The organism is Stutzerimonas sp. CXK-1 (assembly GCF_057738225.1).
This window is the reverse complement of the sequence record NZ_CM173217.1, coordinates 689,218-708,748: the sequence shown is the minus strand read 5'-3', so window position 1 is coordinate 708,748 and position 19,531 is coordinate 689,218. Positions and strand designations below refer to the sequence as shown.

Below are 19,531 nucleotides of genomic sequence, written 5' to 3'. Positions count from 1 at the left end.
CCGGGGGCAACGAAAACGGGCGCGGAATATAGCACAAAAAATGATCAAGCCCGACTACCCCGCGCGGTCTTTCCCCGGTAGCCAGATAGCCTGCGCAGCCCACCATCGGCGTGGGTATACTCGCGTGACCCTAGCCACGCCTCGCTCTCGGGAGTCCCTGGTGCGTTTCGTCCTGTTCGCCTTGCTCCTGAGCCTGTGCAGCCTCGGCGCTGCCCGCGCGGAAACGACCTTGCTGGCCCCTGCCGACAGCGGTCGAAGCCTGAATGCCGACGTGGATCTGCTCGCCGACCCTGGCGCCAGCCTGGAGATCAGCGATCTTCAGCGCCCCGAGGTCCAGGCCCGCTTCGAACCCGCGCAGGGCAAGGCCAGCGTCGGCCAGAGCCCCCACCCCTGGTGGATCAGGGTCAGCCTGCAGCGCACGAGCGATGCCCCCGTCCAGTGGTGGCTGGAGATCGGCTCGGTAACCCTGAAGGATCTACGAATCTACCTGTCCGATGGCGCAGGTGGCTGGCAGGCGCGTCAGTCTGGCGAACTGGTCGGCTTTGCCGAGGGGCGCGACTACCCATACCGACGCATGCTGTTGCGCCTTCCGCAGCTGGCCGACGATGCGCCGCTGACCTTCTACCTGCGCACCCACGACCCGGCCGGCAACTCCTTTCCACTGCGCGTGTGGCAACTGGATGCACTGCAGGCACAGGCCGCGGGCGAGAACCTGTTTCTCGGCCTGGTCTACGGCGTGATCCTGGCGATGCTGCTGTACAACCTGTTCATCTTCTTCAGCCTGCGGGACAAGGCCTACTTCTGGTACGTGATGACCACCAGCGGCGCGCTGCTGATGATCGTCGCGATGACCGGCCACGGCTTCCAGTACCTCTGGCCGAACGGCCCGGTGCCGCTCTGGCTGGACCGCATCAGTATTCCGGCCCTCTGGGGCTTCAGCGCCTGTCGCTTCACCCAGACCCTGCTGCAGACCCGGCACTTCGCACCCTGGGCACACCGTCTGCTGAGCCTGGCCTGCGGCCTCTACGTACTGGCCGTGTTGTTGAACCTCGTCGGTTATCGTGCGTTCGGCGCCTGGGTCTTCGTGGCGCTGGCACTGACCGCCATTCCCGCCTCGCTCTGGGCCTCGTTCCGGCGCTGGCGCCTGGGCTATTTCCCTGCGCTGCTCTATCTGATCGGTTTCGGCGTGATCCTCGGCAGCGTCAACCTGCTGCTGTTGCGCGCCACCGGCGTGGTCCAGCCAGCCCCCTGGAATGCTCACATCTTTCCACTGGCTGTGGCCGCCGAGTCGATTCTCTTCTCGTTCGCACTGGCGTACCGCATCCAGATCCTCAAGCAGGAAAAGGCCGCGGCCCTCGAGCGCGCCGATCGCGAAAAGGCGGCACGGCTCGAGCAGGTGCAGGCCAGCGCAGCGCAGCTCAGCCAGGCGGTGGAGACCCGCACCGCGGAGCTGGCCGAGGCCAACCGGCACCTCAGTGAGCGCGAGCAGGAACTCAAGCATGCGGCCTTCCACGATCCATTGACCGAGCTGCCCAACCGCCGCTACTTAATCGAACGAGCCGAGGCTGCTCTGGATGAAGCGGGCCGAAAGGCCGAGGCGGTTGCGCTATTACTGATCGACCTGGATCACTTCAAACCGGTCAACGATCACCACGGCCATGATGCCGGCGACCTGCTGCTGCGCACCCTGGCGCTGCGCCTGCGCACCCTGGTACGCGCAGGCGACATGGCTGCACGGCTCGGCGGCGACGAGTTCGCACTGTTGGTGACCGGACCGAATGCCGAGAGTGACGTGGAGCAGATCGCCGAGCGCCTGCTGCGTGAGCTGGCGCACCCGGTACCGTACCGCAACGCCACCCTGGCCGTGACGGTAAGCGTCGGCGCGGCCTTTTATCCACGTCACGCCGAACACTTCGCAGGGCTATGCAAGGCCGCCGACCAGGCGCTGTATCGCGCCAAGCATCAGGGCCGTGCAGGCTGGGCGCAACACGATGAGCGCCCAGCCTCCGCCGATCAGCCGACGTAACGGCGCGGCACCCGACCGGTGACTTTCGTCAGCAATTCGTAGCCGATCGTGCCACACGCCTGGGCCAGCTCATCGATGGGCAGCTGCGCGCCCCACAGCTCGACCGCATCGCCAAGCCGGGCCGCCGGCAGGTCAGTGAGATCCACCGCGAGCATGTCCATCGATACCCGACCAGCCAGTGGTACACGCTGCCCCCGGATCACGACCTCGGTTCCGGGCGGTGCGGTGCGCGGGTAGCCATCGGCATAGCCGCAACTGACTGTACCGATACGCGAAGGCCGCTGCGCTACCCAGGTCCCGCCGTATCCCACGCTCTCGCCGGCGTCTATCTCACGCACAGCGATCAGCGCGCCGGTCAGCGTCATCACCGGCTGCAGGCCCAGCGTCGTCGCCGCCAGTTCGGCAAAGGGCGTCGCGCCATAGAGCATGATGCCCGGACGAATCCACTCCATGTGCGCCTGAGGCAGTGTCAGCACCGCCGCCGAGTTGGCCAACGTGCAGTTATCGAAACCAAGCTGCATCACCTCGGCATAACGCTGCAGCTGCAGGTCGGTCAGCGCGTGCCCACGCTCGTCAGCACAGGCGAAGTGACTGATCAGGTTCAGTTCGGCCACCTGCGGCGCATCCTTGAGCCGGGCATGCCAGGCACGCAGGCCGGCGATATCGAAGCCCAGCCGATGCATGCCCGAATCGAGCTTGAGCCAGACATTCAGCGGGCGGGCCAGATCGGCCGCCAGCAGCGCCTCGGCCTGCGCCTCGCCTTGCACGGCGACGTCCAGGCCGAGTTCGGCCGCACGCGGCAGCTCGGCTGGTTCGAAGCAGCCCTCGAGCAATAGCAGGCGTGCAGTAGGCGCGACCTCGCGCACGACCTCGGCCTCCTCGATGCAGGCGACGGCGAACCCGTCGGCGATGTCCTGCAGCGCCTGGACCGCGCGCCTCGCGCCGTGGCCATAGGCATCGGCCTTGACCACGGCGAAGGCCCGGCGCTGCGGAGCGCACTGCTTGGCATGGAGATAATTGTGTCGAAGCGCGGCCAGATCGACCGTTGCAACCAGGGGACGCATGGCGGATGTTCCGGTAGGGAGAGGCTGTCTAGCTTCAGGCTTCAGGCTTCAGGCTTCAAGCCGCCAAAGCGATCCTCGACGCTCGGCCGGTCGAAGCCTGACCCGTGCGCTTATTCGTCGTCGAACTGGTAGCTGCCCGGCGCGAGGTTCTCGAAACGCGAGTACTTGCCAAGAAAAGCCAGGCGGGTCGTGCCGATCGGGCCGTTCCGCTGCTTGCCGATGATGATTTCGGCGACGCCTTTGTATTCGGTTTCCGGGTGATAGACCTCGTCCCGGTAGACGAACATGATGATGTCGGCGTCCTGCTCGATGGCCCCGGATTCGCGCAGGTCGGAGTTCACCGGGCGCTTGTTCGGGCGCTGCTCGAGCGAGCGGTTGAGCTGCGAGAGGGCGATCACCGGACAGTTGAATTCCTTGGCCAGCCCCTTGAGCGAGCGAGAGATTTCGGAAATCTCGTTGGTCCGATTGTCACCGCTGGAGCCGGGAATCTGCATCAGCTGCAGGTAGTCGACCATGATCATGGCGATCTCGCCGTGCTCGCGGGCAAGGCGCCGAGTGCGCGCGCGCATTTCCGACGGGCTGATACCGGCCGTGTCGTCGATGAACAACTTGCGGTCGTTGAGCAGGTTGACCGCCGAGGTCAGCCGCGGCCAATCGTCGTCGTCCAGCTTGCCCGCCCGCACCTTGGTCTGATCGATACGTCCGAGCGAAGCGAGCATACGGATGACGATGGATTCGGACGGCATTTCCAGCGAATAGACCAGCACGGCCTTGTCGGTACGCAGAACGGCGTTCTCCACCAGATTCATGGCGAAGGTGGTCTTACCCATCGAAGGGCGCCCGGCGACGATGATCAGGTCCGCCGGTTGCAGACCATTGGTGGCCTCGTCGAGATCGGTGAACCCGGTGGACAGACCGGTGATCGCCTCGCCGGCATTGAACAGGGTGTCGATGCGGTCGATGGCCTTGACCAGGATGTCGTTGATGCCCACCGGCCCGCCGGTCTTCGGCCGCGCTTCGGCGATCTGGAAGATCAGTCGCTCGGCCTCGTCGAGGATCTCCTCGCCGGTGCGTCCCTGCGGTGCGTAGGCGCTGTCGGCGATCTCGTTGCTGATGCCGATCAACTGACGCAGCGTCGCACGCTCGCGAATGATCTGCGCGTAGGCCTTGATGTTCGCCACCGAGGGCGTGTTCTTCGCTAGCTCGCCCAGATAGGCCAACCCGCCGACCTGCACCAGGTGGCCTTCCTTGTCCAGCTGCTCGGACAGGGTGACCACGTCGAACGGCATGTTGCGCTCGGCCAGCGCGTAGATGGCACGGAAGATCAGCCGGTGATCGTGCCGGTAGAAGTCACCGTCGGAGACCTGGTCGAGCACGCGCTCCCAGGCGTTGTTGTCCAGCATCAGGCCGCCAAGGACGGCCTGCTCGGCCTCGATGGAATGCGGCGGCACCTTGAGCGCGGCGGTTTCCAGGTCGTATTGCTGGGGCACACTGATGTCGTTCATGGTTCTCGCGAAACTCGAAACTGCAGAAAAACAAAGGGCACGCCCCACCTGCGTGGAAGCGTGCCCGATGTTACTCGCCAGGCACCCGGGGTGCCAGACGACGGCTTAGGCCGCGACTACGATCACCTTGACGGCAGCTTCGACGTCGGTGTGCAGATGCAGCGCGACGTCGTACTCGCCGGTCTGGCGAATGGTGCCGTTGGGCAGGCGAACTTCGCTCTTGGCCACTTCCACGCCAGAGGCGGTCAGGGCGTCAGCGATGTCGGCGGTACCGATGGAACCGAACAGTTTGCCCTCGTCACCGGCAGTAGCGGTGATGGTGACTTCCAGTTCAGCCAGCTGAGCAGCACGAGCTTCGGCCGAGGCCTTCTTCTCTGCAGCAGCCTTTTCCAGTTCGGCACGACGCGCTTCGAAAGCCGCGACGTTGGCCGCAGTGGCAGCGGTAGCCTTGCCTTGCGGCAGCAGATAGTTACGACCGTAACCGGCCTTGACGTTTACCTTGTCGCCCAGGTTGCCCAGGTTGGCGATCTTTTCCAGCAGGATGACTTCCATTTGAGTCTCACCTCTTAACTTTTAACCTTCACCGTTCGCAGGCCCCGCACCGTTTCTGTCGGCGGCGCGACCGCGAAAATCAAACAGACTGTCGACCATGGCCAACACGGCCAGTAGCGGATAAATCAACTGCATGAACAGCACCAGCGTGACGTAGAGCCCTACCAGCCAAAAACGCTGCAGGCGCCCCTGTGCGACCAGCCCATGCACCAGCGCGACGCCGGCAAACACCAGCGGCACACTGCACAGCGGCGTCAGCATCGCCAGCTCCGCGCCGAGGTTCGGGCCGAGCAGCATGCCCGCCAGCAGCAGCGCTGCCAGCAGCGGGCGCAAACGCAACGCCCGGAACTCCTTACCGAAGCCACCCGGGTTGTACAGCGCGGCCTGCCAATAGCGCGCCAGCATCAGGCTGAGCAGCGTGGTGATCTGCAGCAGTGCCGCAAGCAGCCCGGTCAACACCGGAGCCAGAAGCGACTCTAGCCGCGTCCGCTCATCCACCGAAAGTTGCTGGTAGGCGTCCGACAGTGTCTGCGGCAATACCTTCTGCAACTCGCCGGCCAGAGCCTTGATCGGTTCGTCGAAGACCAGGCCAAGCGCCCAGGCATAGAGCAAACCGACACCGACACTTGCCATCAGCACACGGGCCCAGGATGCCTGATTGCGCAGCAGCATCCCCAAGCCCAACGTGCCAAGCATCACCAACAACGTGCGTGGGTCACCGAAGTACCACCACACCAGTGCCGGCAACGCGCCCCAGACCAGCACACCCAAGGCGTCGTTAAGCCCGCGACGCAGCAACACCAGACTTCCAGCCGCGGCGCTGAGCCAGAACAGCATCGGCACTGCCGCCGCGCCCGCCATCACGAAGATGGCTTGCTTGCGGCCGCGCATGATGTAGTCCGCCAAAGCGCGCACGCGATCAATCCCTACTTCGGTCGACCAGCCGAATCAACGGCCGTGGCTGTCGGTGTAGGGCAGCAGGGCCAGGTAGCGGGCACGCTTGATGGCGGTAGCCAGCTGACGCTGATAACGGGCCTTGGTACCGGTGATGCGGCTCGGAACGATCTTGCCGGTCTCGGAGATGTAGGCCTTCAGGGTGTTGAGATCCTTGTAGTCGATCTCTTTCACGCCTTCGGCGGTGAAACGGCAGAACTTACGACGACGGAAAAAACGTGCCATGAAATAGGCTCCTCAATAGATCCGGTGATTACTCGTCAGCGGAGTTGTCGCTGTTGTCGCTCTCGTTGGAGCCTTCAGCGTTCTCCGGGCGCTCGCGACGCTCGCGACGCTCGCTGCGGTTTTCCTCGGCCTTGAGCATTTCGGATTGCTCGGTCACGGCTTCGTCGCGACGGATGACCAGGTTACGGATGACGGCGTCGTTGTAGCGGAAGTTGTCTTCCAGCTCGGCCAGTGCCTTGCCGCTGCACTCGACATTCATCATGACGTAGTGAGCCTTGTGCACGTTGTTGATGGCGTAAGCCAGCTGACGACGGCCCCAGTCTTCCAGGCGGTGGATCTTGCCGCCATCTTCTTCGATCAGCTTGGTGTAACGTTCCACCATGCCGCCGACCTGCTCGCTCTGGTCCGGGTGAACCAGAAAGATGATTTCGTAATGACGCATAAATGCTCCTTACGGGTTGCAGCCTGCCGACGATGCGGTCAGGCAAGGAGTGAATGACTTTGTTGTCTTGCCATTGCCAGGACGAACAGAAGCCTGCCGTCCGGGCAAGGGGCGCCATTCTAGAGAAGGGCCATTAGCTGCGCAAGGCGAATTGGCGAAGTTTTGATCAGCGCGATCAGCCCCTGCGCTCGCGCGCAATGGCCTCGAGCAGCGCCCGCACCTGCTGGATATCGTAGGGCTTGAGCATCGTGCGAACGTCGGCCAGCGCTTCCTCGCGCGCATCGACGGCGTAGCCCGAGGCAATCACCACAGTAACGCCCGGATGATGCTGGCGAACGCGGCGCGCCAGCTCGATGCCGCTCATGCCATGCAATCCGACATCGGTCAGCAGCACATCGAACTCACCACTTTCCAACTGCGCCAACGCATCCTCGGCCGTCTCACTGAGCGTGACCTGATGCCCCAGTTCGAGCATGACCTCCCCGGTCAGCATCCGCAGGGTCGGATCATCCTCGACAAAGAGCACCTGCAGCCCCGCTTCATCTGCATTTGCGCGCTCGACAGGAACCGTGTCCTCGACCACAGCCGGAGCCGGCCGCTCCTCGCTTCCCTGGCCAGAGGCCTCTTGCGCACGCGGCAGATAGACATGCACCGCAGTGCCACCCTGCTCTCCATTGTCGAGCCTGACGAAGCCCCCACTCTGCTTGACGAAGCCGTACACCATGCTCAGGCCGAGCCCGGAGGCATTGGTTTCCTGCTTGGTGGTGAAGAAAGGTTCGAAGGCGTGACTACGAACCGCGTCGCTCATGCCTACGCCCTCGTCGATGACACTGAGCACGACGTAATCACCCGGCGCGATATCGGCCGCCTCGCCATGCACTTTCTCGGTCAGCGTGGAGTTGTGCAGCCGGATCTGCAAGCGTCCCGTCCCGGCCATCGCTTCGCGCGCGTTGGCGGCAAGATTGAGCAGCACACTCTGCAGGTTGCCCACGTCGGCATGCACCGGCCACAAGCCACCCGGCACGTCCACCTCGACAGTGATTGACGAGCCCAGCGCACCGTCCAGCAATTCATGCATATCGCCGATCAGTTGCTCGAGGTGAACCCGCTGCGGACGCAGCGGCTGCCGACTGGCGAAGGCCAGGAGCTGCGATGCCAGCCGCGCCCCCTTATCCACGCCGCTGACCGCCGAATCGAGACGCCGCAAGGCGGTTTCATCGGCGCCCAAGCTGCGCCGAAGCAACTGCAGGTTGCCGCCAATGATCTGCAGCATGTTGTTGAAGTCATGCGCAATGCCGCCTGTCAGCTTGCCCACCGCTTCCAGCTTCTGCGCCTGCAGCAGCGCAGCCTCTGCCGCCTGCCGCTCCGCCTCGCTCTGCAGCAAGGCGGCGGTCCGCTCCCGGACCAGCTCTTCGAGGTGTTCTCGATAGCTGCGCACCTCATCTTCAGCCCGGCGCTGTTCGGTGACATCGTGGCCGAGCACGAAAATACCGCTGACGCGACCACTGCTCTCGGTGATCGGCTGATAGAGAAAATCGACGAACAACTCCTCTAGCGCCCCCTGCGGATCGCGCCGCAACCGTACGGGCGCCTGGCGCCGGACGATGGGCTCGCCACTGGCGAAAGCATGATCGAGCAGCTCAAGGAAGCCCTGACCATCCACTTCAGGCAATGCCTCGCGCACCGACCTACCGATCAGCTCACGATGGCCGGTAAGTCGCTGGTACTCGGCGTTGACCAGTTCGAAGATGTGCTCTGGGCCACGCAGAAAACAGACGAACCCCGGGGCCTGCGCAAACAGGCGGCGCAACAGATTGCCCTCGTCCTGCACCAGACGCGCCCTGGCGATGATCGCCTGGCCGATCTGCTGCAGCGGCTGCATGCGCGCCTCGGCGGCCGCGCGGGCGGCCTGCATGCCGTACAGCTCGGTGATATCCGAGGTGTGCTGAAGGATGGCAGACACCCTGCCATCGTCATCGAGCAACGGGGTGTGGGTCGCGCTCCAGTATCGATCCTCGAACACCGGCCCGTGCTCGGTCTGCCGGCTGATCGAATAGCGGATTACCGGAATGGTGTCGGGCACCCGGCGCTCAAGGACCCGGTCGAACGACTCCAGCAACTCTGCGACATTCACTGCATCGGGCTGTTGCGGATCAACCGCAAAGGCCTCATGCAGGCGCTGACCGAGGATTTCCTCGCGACGGCGCCCGGTCAGCCTGAGGTAGGCATCATTGGCATCGAGGATGGCCAGATCCGGAGCCAGCAGCACATAGGCATTGGGCGACAGCCGAAACAGGCTCTCGAAACTCGGGCGTTGCTGCATGAAGTCCTCCTTGGTGCGCCCGGAATCGAGCGATTGCGCGCCCCGACAAGGCAGCGCGCAGCATGCGCAACGGCGGCGGCGAACGGGCATAGATCAGCCCATTGACCGCCAAACGCGCGATCGGTTGCAGAATGAAGAAAACTGGCGGCCGCAGGCCGCCAAGGGGGATCAACCGCCGGACGTCGCCCGGCGCTGGCGCAGCGCCTCGAACAAACAGACCCCCGTGGCGACCGATACATTGAGACTGCTGACGCTACCGGCCATCGGCAGGCGCACCAGATAGTCGCAATGCTCGCGGGTCAGGCGACGCATGCCCTTGCCCTCTGCCCCCATGACCAATGCGATCGGCCCACTGAGATCCTGACTGTAGAGCTCCTGCGACGCCTCGCCTGCGGTGCCGACGATCCACACGCCGCGCTTCTGCAGCTTCTCCAGCGTCCGCGCCAGGTTGGTTACCGCCACCAGCGGCACCACCTCGGCGGCGCCACAGGCGACCTTTCGCACCGTGGCGTTGAGCGTTGCCGACTTGTCCTTCGGCACGATCACCGCCAGCGCCCCCGCTGCGTCGGCGGTACGCAGACAGGCGCCAAGGTTATGCGGATCGGTCACACCGTCGAGCACCAGCAAGAGCGGCGGCGCCTCGCTGCGATCGAGCAATTCGTCGAGCATAGGCTCGCCCCAGACCTGGCTGGGGCTGACCTCGGCGACCACACCCTGATGGACGCCCTCGACCCATTCGTCCATTTCCCGCCGTTCGCAGGAAGTGACGCCGATCCTGGCCTGAGCAGCCAGTTCGAGCACCGCCTGGACGCGCGGATCATTGCGGCGCTCGGCCAGCCAGATCCGTTTGACCCGCCGAGGATGATGACGCAGCAGGGCCTCGACCGCGTGCAGGCCGAACACTTTTTCCAGGTCGCTCATGATTTGGCCTTGCGCTTTCTCGCGGCCGAGCCACTGCCTGACTTGGCCGGCGCGGAGGCCGGACGCTTTCCGCCCGACGTCCGCTTGCCCTTGCTCGACTTACCGTCCTCGGTGCGCCCCGGCTTGCCGCCGCGACCACCGGTCTTGGCCTCATCCAGTAGCGCCTTCTTCATTGCGCGACTCTTCTGAACATCGGCGCTGCCGGCGTCGCCCCCTTTGCCCGACTGGCTCCGCCGCCCCGTGTGCGGGCGCCCGCCGACATCGCGCGAGGTGTCGCCGCGTGCACCGCCCTCGACCAGCTCGAAATCGATCTTGCGCTCGTCCAGATCCACGCGCATGACCCGAACCGACACCGTATCGCCCAGGCGGAAATTCCGCCCGCTGCGCTCGCCGGTCAGACGATGATGCAGCGGATCGAAGTGGTAGTAGTCACCCGGCATCGCCGTGACATGGACCAGCCCCTCGACATAGATATCGGTCAACTCTACGAACAAGCCGAATCCGGTCACCGCGGAGATCACCCCCGGGAACGTCTCACCGACCCGATCACGCATGAACTCGCACTTGAGCCAGTTCACCACGTCACGAGTCGCCTCGTCGGCCCGGCGCTCGGTCATCGAACACTGCTCACCGAGCTGCTCCAGGGCGCTTTCGTCGTATGGATAGATGCGCACCTTCGGCATGCTTGCCGCACCGGCGCGCCGTACATGTGGCGTCTCACGCCGCGAACGAATGACGCTGCGAATGGCGCGATGCACCAGCAGGTCCGGGTAGCGCCGAATCGGCGAGGTAAAGTGGGCGTAGGCCTCGTAGTTGAGGCCGAAATGCCCGTGGTTGTCCGCGCTGTAGACGGCCTGACTCAGCGAGCGCAGCATCACGGTCTGGATCACGTGGAAGTCCGGGCGATCCTGGACCTTTTCCAGCAGCGCCTGGTAATCCTTCGGCGTCGGCCCCTCCTTGCCTTTGTGCAAAGACAGACCCAACTCGCCGAGAAACGCGGTGAGCTTCTCCTGCCGCTCCAACGGTGGCGCATCGTGGACACGATATAACCCGGGCAGCTTGTGCTGCTGCAGGAACGCGGCCGTCGCCACGTTTGCGCAGAGCATGCATTCCTCGATCAGCTTGTGTGCATCGTTACGCTCGGTGGGCTTGATGGCGGCGATCTTGCGGTCTTCGCCGAACAGAATGCGGGTCTCCTGCGTCTCGAAGTCGATAGCGCCGCGGACATGCCGGGCCTTGGCCAATACCTTGTACAGGGCATGCAATTGCTTGAGATGCGGCAACACCTCAGCGTACTGACCAGCCAGCTGCTTGGCCTCCGCCGACTTCGGCTGCTCGAGCATCGTACTGACCTTGTTGTAGGTCAGCCGCGCGTGCGAATGGATCACCGCCTCATAGAACTGATAGTCGGTCATCTTGCCGGTCTTGCTCAGGGTGACCTCGCAGACCATCGCCAGGCGATCGACCTGCGGATTCAGCGAACACAACCCATTGGACAAGGCCTCGGGCAGCATCGGCACGACGCGCTCGGGGAAGTAAACGGAGTTGCCGCGGTTCTGCGCCTCCTGGTCCAGCGCCGAGCCGACCCGGACGTAGTGGGAAACATCGGCGATGGCCACGAACAGCCGGTAGCCGCCGGAGAAGAGGTTCCAGCTGCGCAGCTTCTCGCAATAAACGGCGTCATCGAAGTCACGCGCATCCTCGCCGTCGATGGTAACGAAGGGCAGATGTCGCAGATCGACGCGCCGCTGCTTGTCCTTCTCCTCGACTTCGGGCTTGAGGCGCGCAGCCTCCTTGAGCACGGCTTCAGGCCAGACGTGCGGGATATCGAAGCTGCGTAGTGCAACGTCGATTTCCATGCCCGGCGCCATGTAGTTGCCGATCACCTCGATGATGTCGCCCTGGGGCTGGAACCGTTGCGTGGGCCAGTGCGTGATTTTCACTTCGACGAACTGTCCGGGCTTGGCATCCAGGGCGCGACCGGGGGTGACCAGCACCTCCTGCTGAATCTTCGGATTGTCGGCAACCACGAATCCCACATCGCTTTCGATCTGGTAGCGGCCAACAATGGTTTCGTGGGCACGGCTGATGACCTCGACAATAGCGCCCTCGCGCCGACCACGCCGGTCGATGCCCGAAACACGCGCCAGACACCGATCGCCGTCGAACACCAGCCGCATCTGTGCCGGGCTCAGAAAAAGGTCGTCGCTACCATCGTCCGGGATGAGAAAGCCGAAACCGTCGCGGTGCCCGCTGACGCGCCCACAGATCAGGTCGAGCTTGTCCACCGGCGCATAGGTGCCGCGGCGGGTATAGATCAACTGGCCATCGCGCTCCATGGCACGCAAACGCCGGCGCAGCGCCTCGATCTGCTCATCGGAAACCAGGCCGAACTCATCGACCAGTTCTTCCCTGGCCGCAGGCGAACCACGCTCCCCCAGGTGCTGCAGGATCAGCTCGCGGCTGGGGATGGGGTTGTCGTACTTTTCCGCCTCGCGGGCGGCCTGGGGATCGAGCGATTGCCAGTCGGCCATCAAGAAATGTCACCTTTCATTCATATTCAGAGGGATTGCATTACTGCTTTATATTGAAGCGCGAAACGCACCCGAGGCGCAGCCTCGATGCGAATTATTTTTCACTGTCAGGGGTTTACAAGCTCCGACCTCAGCCTTATAGTTCGCGCCCACGACGTCGGACAGACGTTGTATCACGGAAACGGCTTGCAAACATCGTTTCTCGTGCCCAGGTGGCGGAATTGGTAGACGCACTAGGTTCAGGTCCTAGCGGTGGCAACACCGTGGAAGTTCGAGTCTTCTCCTGGGCACCATCATCTTGAGGAAGCGAGCAATCGAGTCCTCCGATACGAAGAAGTCGACTTCGGCCTGAACGGCGATAAACGACAAGCCGGCGATGGCTTCAATCATCGCAACGTGCCCAGGTGGCGGAATTGGTAGACGCACTAGGTTCAGGTCCTAGCGGTGGCAACACCGTGGAAGTTCGAGTCTTCTCCTGGGCACCACTCTTGAAGAAAAAACCGAGCCCTGGCTCGGTTTTTTCGTTTCAGCAGCATACCCGGCCTTGCCAGCGCTTTGCTTTGCAGGTGAACAGACAGAAAAAAGCCGCCCATAGGGCGGCTTTTTCGTTTCAGCCTCAGCCTCAGCCTCAGCCTCAGCCTCAGCCTCAGCCTCAGCCTCAGCCTCAGCCTCAGCCTCAGCCTCAGGCGTAGGGATGACGCAAAACGATGGTTTCGTTTCGATCAGGCCCGGTCGAAACGATATCTACCGGCGCCTCGATCAACTCCTCGATGCGGCGGATATAGGCTCGGGCATTAGCGGGCAGCTCGTCGAGGCTCTTCGCGCCAAGGGTCGACTCGGACCAGCCCGGCAACTCCTCATAAACCGGCTGCAGACCGACATAACTGTCGGCGTCTGTCGGCGCATCGACCAGCACCTCGCCGACGGCGTCCTTGTAACCGGTACAGATGCGGATCGTTTCCAGGCCGTCAAGCACATCGAGCTTAGTCAGGCATATGCCGGAAATGCTGTTGATCTCGATGGCGCGACGCAGAATCACCGCATCGAACCAGCCACAACGCCGAGCACGCCCCGTAGTCGAGCCAAACTCGTGACCGCGCTCGGCAAGGCGAGCACCGACCTCATCGAACAGCTCGGTCGGGAACGGCCCCGACCCTACGCGCGTCGTGTAGGCCTTGGTGATACCGAGGATGTAGTCGAGATACAGCGGACCAAAGCCAGAACCGGTCGCGGTACCGCCTGCGGTGGTACTGGAACTGGTCACATAGGGATAGGTGCCATGGTCGATATCGAGCAGCGAACCCTGAGCGCCCTCGAACATGATGTAAGCGCCCTGCTTGCGCAACTCGTGAAGACGGGCCGCGACATCGGTCATCATCGGCTTGAGAATCTCGGCGTAGGCCAGCGCCTCGTCGAGCGTCTTCTGAAAATCTACCGGCTCGACCTTGTAATAGTTCTGCAGCACGAAGTTGTGATAGTCGAGCAGCTCGCGCAGCTTCTTGGCAAAGCGTTCCGGATTGAACAGATCACCGATGCGCAGCCCGCGACGAGCGACCTTGTCTTCGTAGGCAGGCCCGATACCACGCCCCGTCGTACCGATCTTGCCCTCGGAGCGAGCCGCCTCACGCGCCTGATCCAATGCCACGTGATAAGGCAGGATCAACGTACAGGCAGGGCTGATGCGCAGACGCTCACGCACCGGAACCCCCTTCTCCTCGAGCTTGGTGATCTCGCGCAGCAACGCATCCGGCGCAACGACCACGCCGTTGCCGATCAGGCACTGCACGTTTTCACGCAGGATCCCGGACGGGATCAGGTGCAGAACGGTCTTCTCACCGTCGATGACCAGCGTATGACCGGCGTTGTGGCCGCCCTGATAGCGCACCACCGCGGCCGCCTGGTCGGTCAGCAAATCGACGATCTTGCCCTTGCCCTCATCACCCCACTGGGTGCCCAGGACCACGACATTCTTACCCATAACCCTTTGTCCTCTTCGGCGAAGCGTGCCGGCCCTGCCGGCAAGAAATTACAGAATCCGTAGCGATGCGGCCCGCGCAGGCGCGCCTCAGGATGCCAGTGGCATCACTTTCCAGCCGTCCTTGCCCCTGACCAACGAACGATCGCACCCTGCTTCGAGGGCCTCAGCCTGCGACTGCCCCTCGAGAGCCTGAATGACGCGCTCTCCCGACTGACGCAGGCGCGCAATTTCCGCCCAGAGCGTCGACTCAGCGCCCTCCGGCGCCCAGATACCGGCGGCAGGCGTATCCAGCTCGGCGTTACCCAGACTCACGAGCGTCTTGAGATCGGTAGAGAACCCCGTAGCCGGGCGCGCACGACCGAAGTCCGCCCCAATGGCATCGTAGCGTCCGCCCTGTGCGATTGACTGACCGACGCCTGGTACGAACGCGGCAAACACCACTCCGGTGTGATAGTGGTAGCCGCGCAGTTCACCCAGATCGAAGTAAAGCGGGATTTGCGGATAGCGCGACGCCAGCTCTTCAGCGACCCGAGCCAGCGCAGCCAGCGCATCACGCACTTCGCCCGGAGCGTCGGCCAGCACGCGCTGCGCCTCGACCAACGCCTCGCGCCCCCCGCACAGACGGGCAAGGGCGCGAATCATCGCGGCCAGCCCGGGCTCGAGCGTATCGGTCAGCTCAGCCAGCTCGTCCATCGCCTTGCGCTGCAAGGCATCGAACAGCCGTTGCTCGAGATCACCAGCGAGCCCGGCCGCCTTGGCCAGCCCGCGATAGATACCGACGTGGCCGAGATCCATGTGCACGTTGGGCACATCGGCGAGTTCCAGCGTTTCGACCATCAGGCTGATGATCTCCAGATCGCTGGCAGCGCTGGCATCACCATAGAGCTCGGCACCCAGCTGGATCGGGCTGCGCGACGTGGCCAGCGCCTGCGGCTTGGCATGCAGCACGCTGCCGGCATAGCACAGCCGGCTCGGACCGGTACGACGCAAGGTGTGTGCATCGACCCGCGCGACCTGAGGGGTGATATCGGCGCGAAAGCCCATCTGTCGACCGGAAAGCGGATCGGTAACCTTGAATGTTCGCAGGTCGAGGTCTTGCCCGGAGCCGGTGAGCAGCGATTCGAGAAACTCCACGTGAGGCGTGATTACCAGTTCATAGCCCCAGCGGTGGAACAGATCCAGCACACGGCGGCGTGCCGTTTCGATACGTGCCGCCTCTGGCGGGAGCACCTCTTCGATGCCATCTGGCAGAAGCCAGCGGTCTACCGTTGCCATATCGCCAATCACCTCTCGATCCGGCAAGCCTATTCAAACGAACCGCGGTCGTAATCGCCCCAGGGCAGACCGGCGGCCGCACGCAATCGGGCCGAGGCCTGGCGAAATAGCCAGGCGCCCGACCAGATATCAGCATGATGTGCCATGCCCGGGAATCGCCTGCGCCTCAGGGGCACAGACGCAAAAAAGCCGGGATGTTCCCGGCTGGCCGATCATAGCAACCTTTTGCCTGATGGTCACCCGGAGAGGCCGCGCCCCACCGGGTGACCACGCTGTCAGCGGGACTTCTCGAGATAACGGAAGAACTCGCTCTTTGGATCCAGCACCAGCACGTCCTGCTTGTTGGCGAAGCTTTCGCGATAGGCCTGCAGGCTGCGGTAGAACGAGTAGAACTCGGGATCCTGGTCGTACGCCGCCGCATAGATCGCCGCCGCACGTGCATCACCGTCGCCGCGCAGCTCTTCGGCCTCGCGGAAGGCTTCCGCCAACAACACGCGGCGCTGACGATCAGCATCGGCGCGAATGCCCTCGGCCAATTCACGTCCCTTGGCACGATGCTCACGCGCCTCACGCTCTCGCTCGGAACTCATCCGCTCGAACACGCTGCGGTTGACCTCGCGCGGCAGGTCGATGCCCTTGACCCGCACGTCGACCACCTCGATGCCAAGCTCCTGCTGCGCAGCGCGATTGAGCGACGAAGTCACTTGTGCCATCAGCTCGTCACGCTGGCCGGACACCGCCTCGTGCAGCGTGCGCTTGCCGAACTGGTCGCGCAGTGCAGCCTCCAGACGCCGAGACAGGCGCTCGTCGGCAATCTGCTTCATGCCCGAGGTCGCGGTATAGAAGCGCTCTGCGTCCGCGACGCGCCACTTGGCGTAGGCATCGACCATCAGGGCCTTCTTCTCGAGCGTAAGGAAGCGCGACGTCGTGGAGTCCAGCGTCATCAGGCGCGCATCGAATTTGCGCACGCTGTTGACGTACGGAATCTTCATGTGCAGCCCGGGCTTGACGTCCGGCTCGACGATTCGACCGAAGCGCAGCATGACGGCACGCTCGGTCTGCGAGACGATATAGAAGCTGTTCCATAGCGCTACCGCCAGCACCACACCAACGATCAGCGCCGTAAGCGATTTGTTACTCATCAGCGGCTCTCCCTGGTGCGAACTTCACGCGGATCGAGCTCCGGCGGCAAACGCGTGGCCTGGCCCGCCGCAGCCGACGACGAGGCCGAACTGCCCGACGCCGCACTACCGGCGCTGCTCGCGCTGTTGACCATCTTGTCCAGCGGCAGGTAGAGCAGGTTGTTTTGCCCGTTTTCGCCAGTGACCATGACCTTGCTGGTGTTGCTCATGACTTCCTGCATGGTTTCCAGATAGAGGCGCTCGCGAGTCACTTCCGGCGCCTTGCGATACTCGGTCAGCAGCTTGCTGAAGCGATCGGCCTCACCCTGAGCGCGCGAGATCACCGCATCACGATAGCCGCTTGCCTCTTCCAGCATCCGCTGGGCCTGGCCTCGCGCCTCCGGAACCACACCGTTGGCGTAGGATTCGGCCTGGTTCTTCTCGCGCTGCTCGTCCTCGCGAGCCCGAATTACGTCATCGAACGCTTCCTGGACTTCACGCGGCGCCGCGGCGCTCTGCAAGTTGACCTGGGTGACCGTGATGCCGGTACCGTAGTTGTCGAGGAAACGTTGCAGACGCTCCTTGACCTCGCCTGCCATCACTTCGCGACCCTCCGTCAGCACCTGATCCATGGCGGTGGAACCCACCACGTGGCGTACGGCGCTGTCGGTCGCATGCTGCAGGCTGACTTCGGGCTGATCGACGTTGAGCACGAACGATTGCAGGTCGCTGATCTTGTACTGGACCGTCAGCGGCACTTCGATGATGTTCTCGTCCTCGGTCAACATCTGCCCCTGCTTGCTGTAGGAGCGCTCACGCGTGACGTTTTCCTGGAACTTGCGATCGATCGGCGGGAAGTAGATGTTCAGGCCCGGCCCGACCGTCTCGTGGTACTTGCCGAAGCGCAGCACGACAGCCTGTTCCTGTTCATCGACGATATAAATCGCGTTGAACAGCCAGACCGCGAGCAGGACGACCAACGAGATCCACACCAGCCCCAGACCGCCGCGACGGCCACGGCCACCGGCCCCACCGCCAGAGCCGCGCTTCTTGTTGCCGAACATGCCGTTGAGGCTGTCCTGCAGCTTGCGAAAGGCCTCATCGAGATCCGGCGGCCCCTTCTGATCCCCACCACCACGGCGACCACCGCCGCCGCCCCAGGGATCCTGATTGTTCGAGTTGCCACCCGGCTCATTCCAAGCCATAGCGCTCTCCATTCTGTTGAAGCCTTAGGCACGTCGACGACGTGCCCGCCAATGCTACCGAAAGCCTCAAACGCGCGGCAAAGCCGCCCTTCCAGGCTTTATTGCAAAGTATGTTGCTGCAGGAACTCGTTTGGCTGAAAACCTTCACGGCTGACCAGGCGATGCAGCTCGACGCGTGGAACACGAACCTGCAGTACGCTGCCGCCCTGCTCATCATGCGTTTCGCTCTGTACTGCGCCCAGTTCGAACAGCTGAGCACGCAACCTGCCAAGCGCCTGCGGCAAGCACAGCATACCCACGAACAGATCATTCCCGAGAAGCTCGGCGATGGCCTGTCGCAGCAGATCCAGCCCAAGCCCCTCACGCGCCGAAACCCAGACTCGCAGCGGCCTGCCGTCGGCATCGCGCTGAATCTGTGGCTCGATGCCCTCGAGCAGGTCGACCTTGTTGTAAACCTCGAGCAGTGGCAACTCGTTGGCACCGATCTCGCCGAGCACAGCCAGCACCTGCTCGATCTGCTGATCGCGCTCGGGCTCGTGGGCGTCGATCACGTGCAGCAAGAGGTCGGCGTTGCTCGACTCCTCCAGCGTGGCACGAAAGGACTCGACCAGCTTGTGCGGCAGATGGCGGATGAAGCCCACGGTATCGGCCAGCACGACCGGACCGACATCGCCGATTTCAATGCGTCGCAGCGTCGGGTCGAGCGTGGCGAACAACTGGTTGGCCGCGTAGACCTCCGCTTCGGTCAACGAATTGAATAACGTGGACTTGCCGGCGTTGGTATAGCCGACCAGCGATACCGAGGGGATGTCAGCACGCCGCCGACCGCGACGCGCCTGCTCGCGCTGCCCGCGAACCTTTTCCAGACGTTGCTTGATTTGCCGGATGCGCACGCGCAACAGGCGACGGTCGGTTTCCAGCTGGGTTTCACCCGGACCGCGCAAACCGATACCGCCCTTCTGTCGCTCGAGGTGGGTCCAGCCCCGAACCAGGCGCGTACTCATGTGCTCGAGCTGAGCCAGCTCGACCTGCAGCTTGCCTTCGTGGGTCCGCGCGCGCTGCGCGAAGATATCGAGGATCAATCCGGTACGGTCGAGCACGCGACACTCGAGAACGCGCTCGAGGTTGCGCTCCTGGCTGGGCGTAAGGGTGTGATTGAAGATCACCAGTTCGGACTCGGTCTGCTTGACCAGATCACGAAGCTCTTCGACCTTGCCGCTGCCAATCAGATACTTGGCTGAAGGCTGGTGACGGGAAACGCTGACGAAGCTCACCGTCTCGGCACCAGCCGAGCGGGCGAGCTCCTGAAACTCCTGAGGATCCTCGCGTACCGCGGGGTCCTGGCCTTCCAGATGCACCAGGATGGCCCGCTCTCCCCCGCCGGGACGTTCGAAGAACAAAGATAC

Annotated in this window: 15 protein-coding genes and 2 tRNA genes; 3 read left to right on the top strand and 14 right to left on the bottom strand. The window is 63.4% G+C overall.

Translation table 11 applies throughout. The features are described from left to right. The first annotated feature begins 160 nt into the window (after nt 1-160). Nucleotides 161-2,026 (top strand): diguanylate cyclase domain-containing protein, encoded by a 1,866-nt coding sequence (locus AC0KXH_RS03375; protein WP_488224158.1) that lies wholly within the window; start codon nt 161-163, stop codon nt 2,024-2,026. On the opposite strand, the gene alr is transcribed toward AC0KXH_RS03375, so the two are convergent. The 9 genes from alr to rnr form a co-directional block, all read right to left on the bottom strand. Continuing rightward, on the bottom strand, nt 2,014-3,090 hold the full coding sequence (gene alr / locus AC0KXH_RS03370) for an alanine racemase (protein WP_437270364.1): 1,077 nt from the start codon (nt 3,088-3,090) through the stop codon (nt 2,014-2,016). The genes AC0KXH_RS03375 and alr overlap by 13 nt on opposite strands. A 110-nt stretch (nt 3,091-3,200) precedes the next feature. After that, nucleotides 3,201-4,595, bottom strand: a complete 1,395-nt coding sequence (gene dnaB, locus AC0KXH_RS03365; protein WP_041107897.1) for a replicative DNA helicase — start codon at nt 4,593-4,595, stop codon at nt 3,201-3,203. A gap of 105 nt (nt 4,596-4,700) precedes the next feature. Then, nucleotides 4,701-5,147 (bottom strand): 50S ribosomal protein L9, encoded by a 447-nt coding sequence (gene rplI / locus AC0KXH_RS03360; RefSeq protein WP_041107899.1) that lies wholly within the window; start codon nt 5,145-5,147, stop codon nt 4,701-4,703. A 21-nt stretch (nt 5,148-5,168) separates the two neighbouring features. Beyond that, the gene (locus AC0KXH_RS03355) at nt 5,169-6,062 is read right to left on the bottom strand and encodes a hypothetical protein (protein WP_488224157.1); all 894 of its coding nucleotides are present in this window, start codon (nt 6,060-6,062) and stop codon (nt 5,169-5,171) included. 33 nt (nt 6,063-6,095) lie between these two features. Further along, a complete protein-coding gene (gene rpsR, locus AC0KXH_RS03350; RefSeq protein ID WP_003283112.1) occupies nt 6,096-6,326 on the bottom strand; it encodes a 30S ribosomal protein S18 in 231 nt (76 codons plus the stop codon). A 28-nt stretch (nt 6,327-6,354) separates the two neighbouring features. Then, nucleotides 6,355-6,768: a 30S ribosomal protein S6 gene (gene rpsF, locus AC0KXH_RS03345; RefSeq protein WP_041107904.1), complete on the bottom strand. Its 414-nt coding sequence runs from the start codon at nt 6,766-6,768 to the stop codon at nt 6,355-6,357. Nucleotides 6,769-6,943: 175 nt separating this feature from the next. After that, nucleotides 6,944-9,091, bottom strand: coding sequence for a hybrid sensor histidine kinase/response regulator (locus tag AC0KXH_RS03340; protein ID WP_488224156.1), 2,148 nt, complete (start codon nt 9,089-9,091; stop codon nt 6,944-6,946). A gap of 168 nt (nt 9,092-9,259) precedes the next feature. Beyond that, nucleotides 9,260-10,012, bottom strand: coding sequence for a 23S rRNA (guanosine(2251)-2'-O)-methyltransferase RlmB (rlmB, locus tag AC0KXH_RS03335; protein WP_041107908.1), 753 nt, complete (start codon nt 10,010-10,012; stop codon nt 9,260-9,262). Then, nucleotides 10,009-12,546 carry a ribonuclease R gene (rnr, locus tag AC0KXH_RS03330; RefSeq protein WP_213150252.1) on the bottom strand — a complete coding sequence of 846 codons (2,538 nt, stop codon included), beginning with the start codon at nt 12,544-12,546 and terminating at the stop codon, nt 10,009-10,011. The genes rlmB and rnr overlap by 4 nt, the downstream gene beginning before the upstream one ends. A gap of 206 nt (nt 12,547-12,752) precedes the next feature. On the opposite strand from rnr, the gene AC0KXH_RS03325 reads away from it, so the two are divergent. Both AC0KXH_RS03325 and AC0KXH_RS03320 read left to right on the top strand, forming a co-directional pair. Further along, nucleotides 12,753-12,839, top strand: a tRNA-Leu gene (locus tag AC0KXH_RS03325). 105 nt (nt 12,840-12,944) lie between these two features. Further along, nucleotides 12,945-13,031: transfer RNA gene (locus tag AC0KXH_RS03320), tRNA-Leu, on the top strand. A 197-nt stretch (nt 13,032-13,228) separates the two neighbouring features. Here the strand turns inward: AC0KXH_RS03320 and AC0KXH_RS03315 are convergent. From AC0KXH_RS03315 to hflX, 5 genes are all read right to left on the bottom strand, one after another. Then, nucleotides 13,229-14,524 (bottom strand): adenylosuccinate synthase, encoded by a 1,296-nt coding sequence (locus AC0KXH_RS03315; protein WP_212542486.1) that lies wholly within the window; start codon nt 14,522-14,524, stop codon nt 13,229-13,231. An 87-nt stretch (nt 14,525-14,611) separates the two neighbouring features. After that, a complete protein-coding gene (locus tag AC0KXH_RS03310; RefSeq protein ID WP_488224155.1) occupies nt 14,612-15,799 on the bottom strand; it encodes an ATP phosphoribosyltransferase regulatory subunit in 1,188 nt (395 codons plus the stop codon). Nucleotides 15,800-16,074: 275 nt separating this feature from the next. Further along, a complete protein-coding gene (gene hflC, locus AC0KXH_RS03305) occupies nt 16,075-16,941 on the bottom strand; it encodes a protease modulator HflC (RefSeq protein ID WP_041107915.1) in 867 nt (288 codons plus the stop codon). Next, nucleotides 16,941-18,125 carry an FtsH protease activity modulator HflK gene (gene hflK, locus AC0KXH_RS03300; RefSeq protein WP_043218508.1) on the bottom strand — a complete coding sequence of 395 codons (1,185 nt, stop codon included), beginning with the start codon at nt 18,123-18,125 and terminating at the stop codon, nt 16,941-16,943. Before hflK ends, hflC begins: the two co-directional genes overlap by 1 nt. Before the next feature lie 98 nt (nt 18,126-18,223). Beyond that, entirely contained in the window at nt 18,224-19,525 is a 1,302-nt protein-coding gene (gene hflX, locus AC0KXH_RS03295; RefSeq protein WP_165564040.1) for a ribosome rescue GTPase HflX, read from the bottom strand. Between the last annotated feature and the right edge of the window lie 6 nt (nt 19,526-19,531).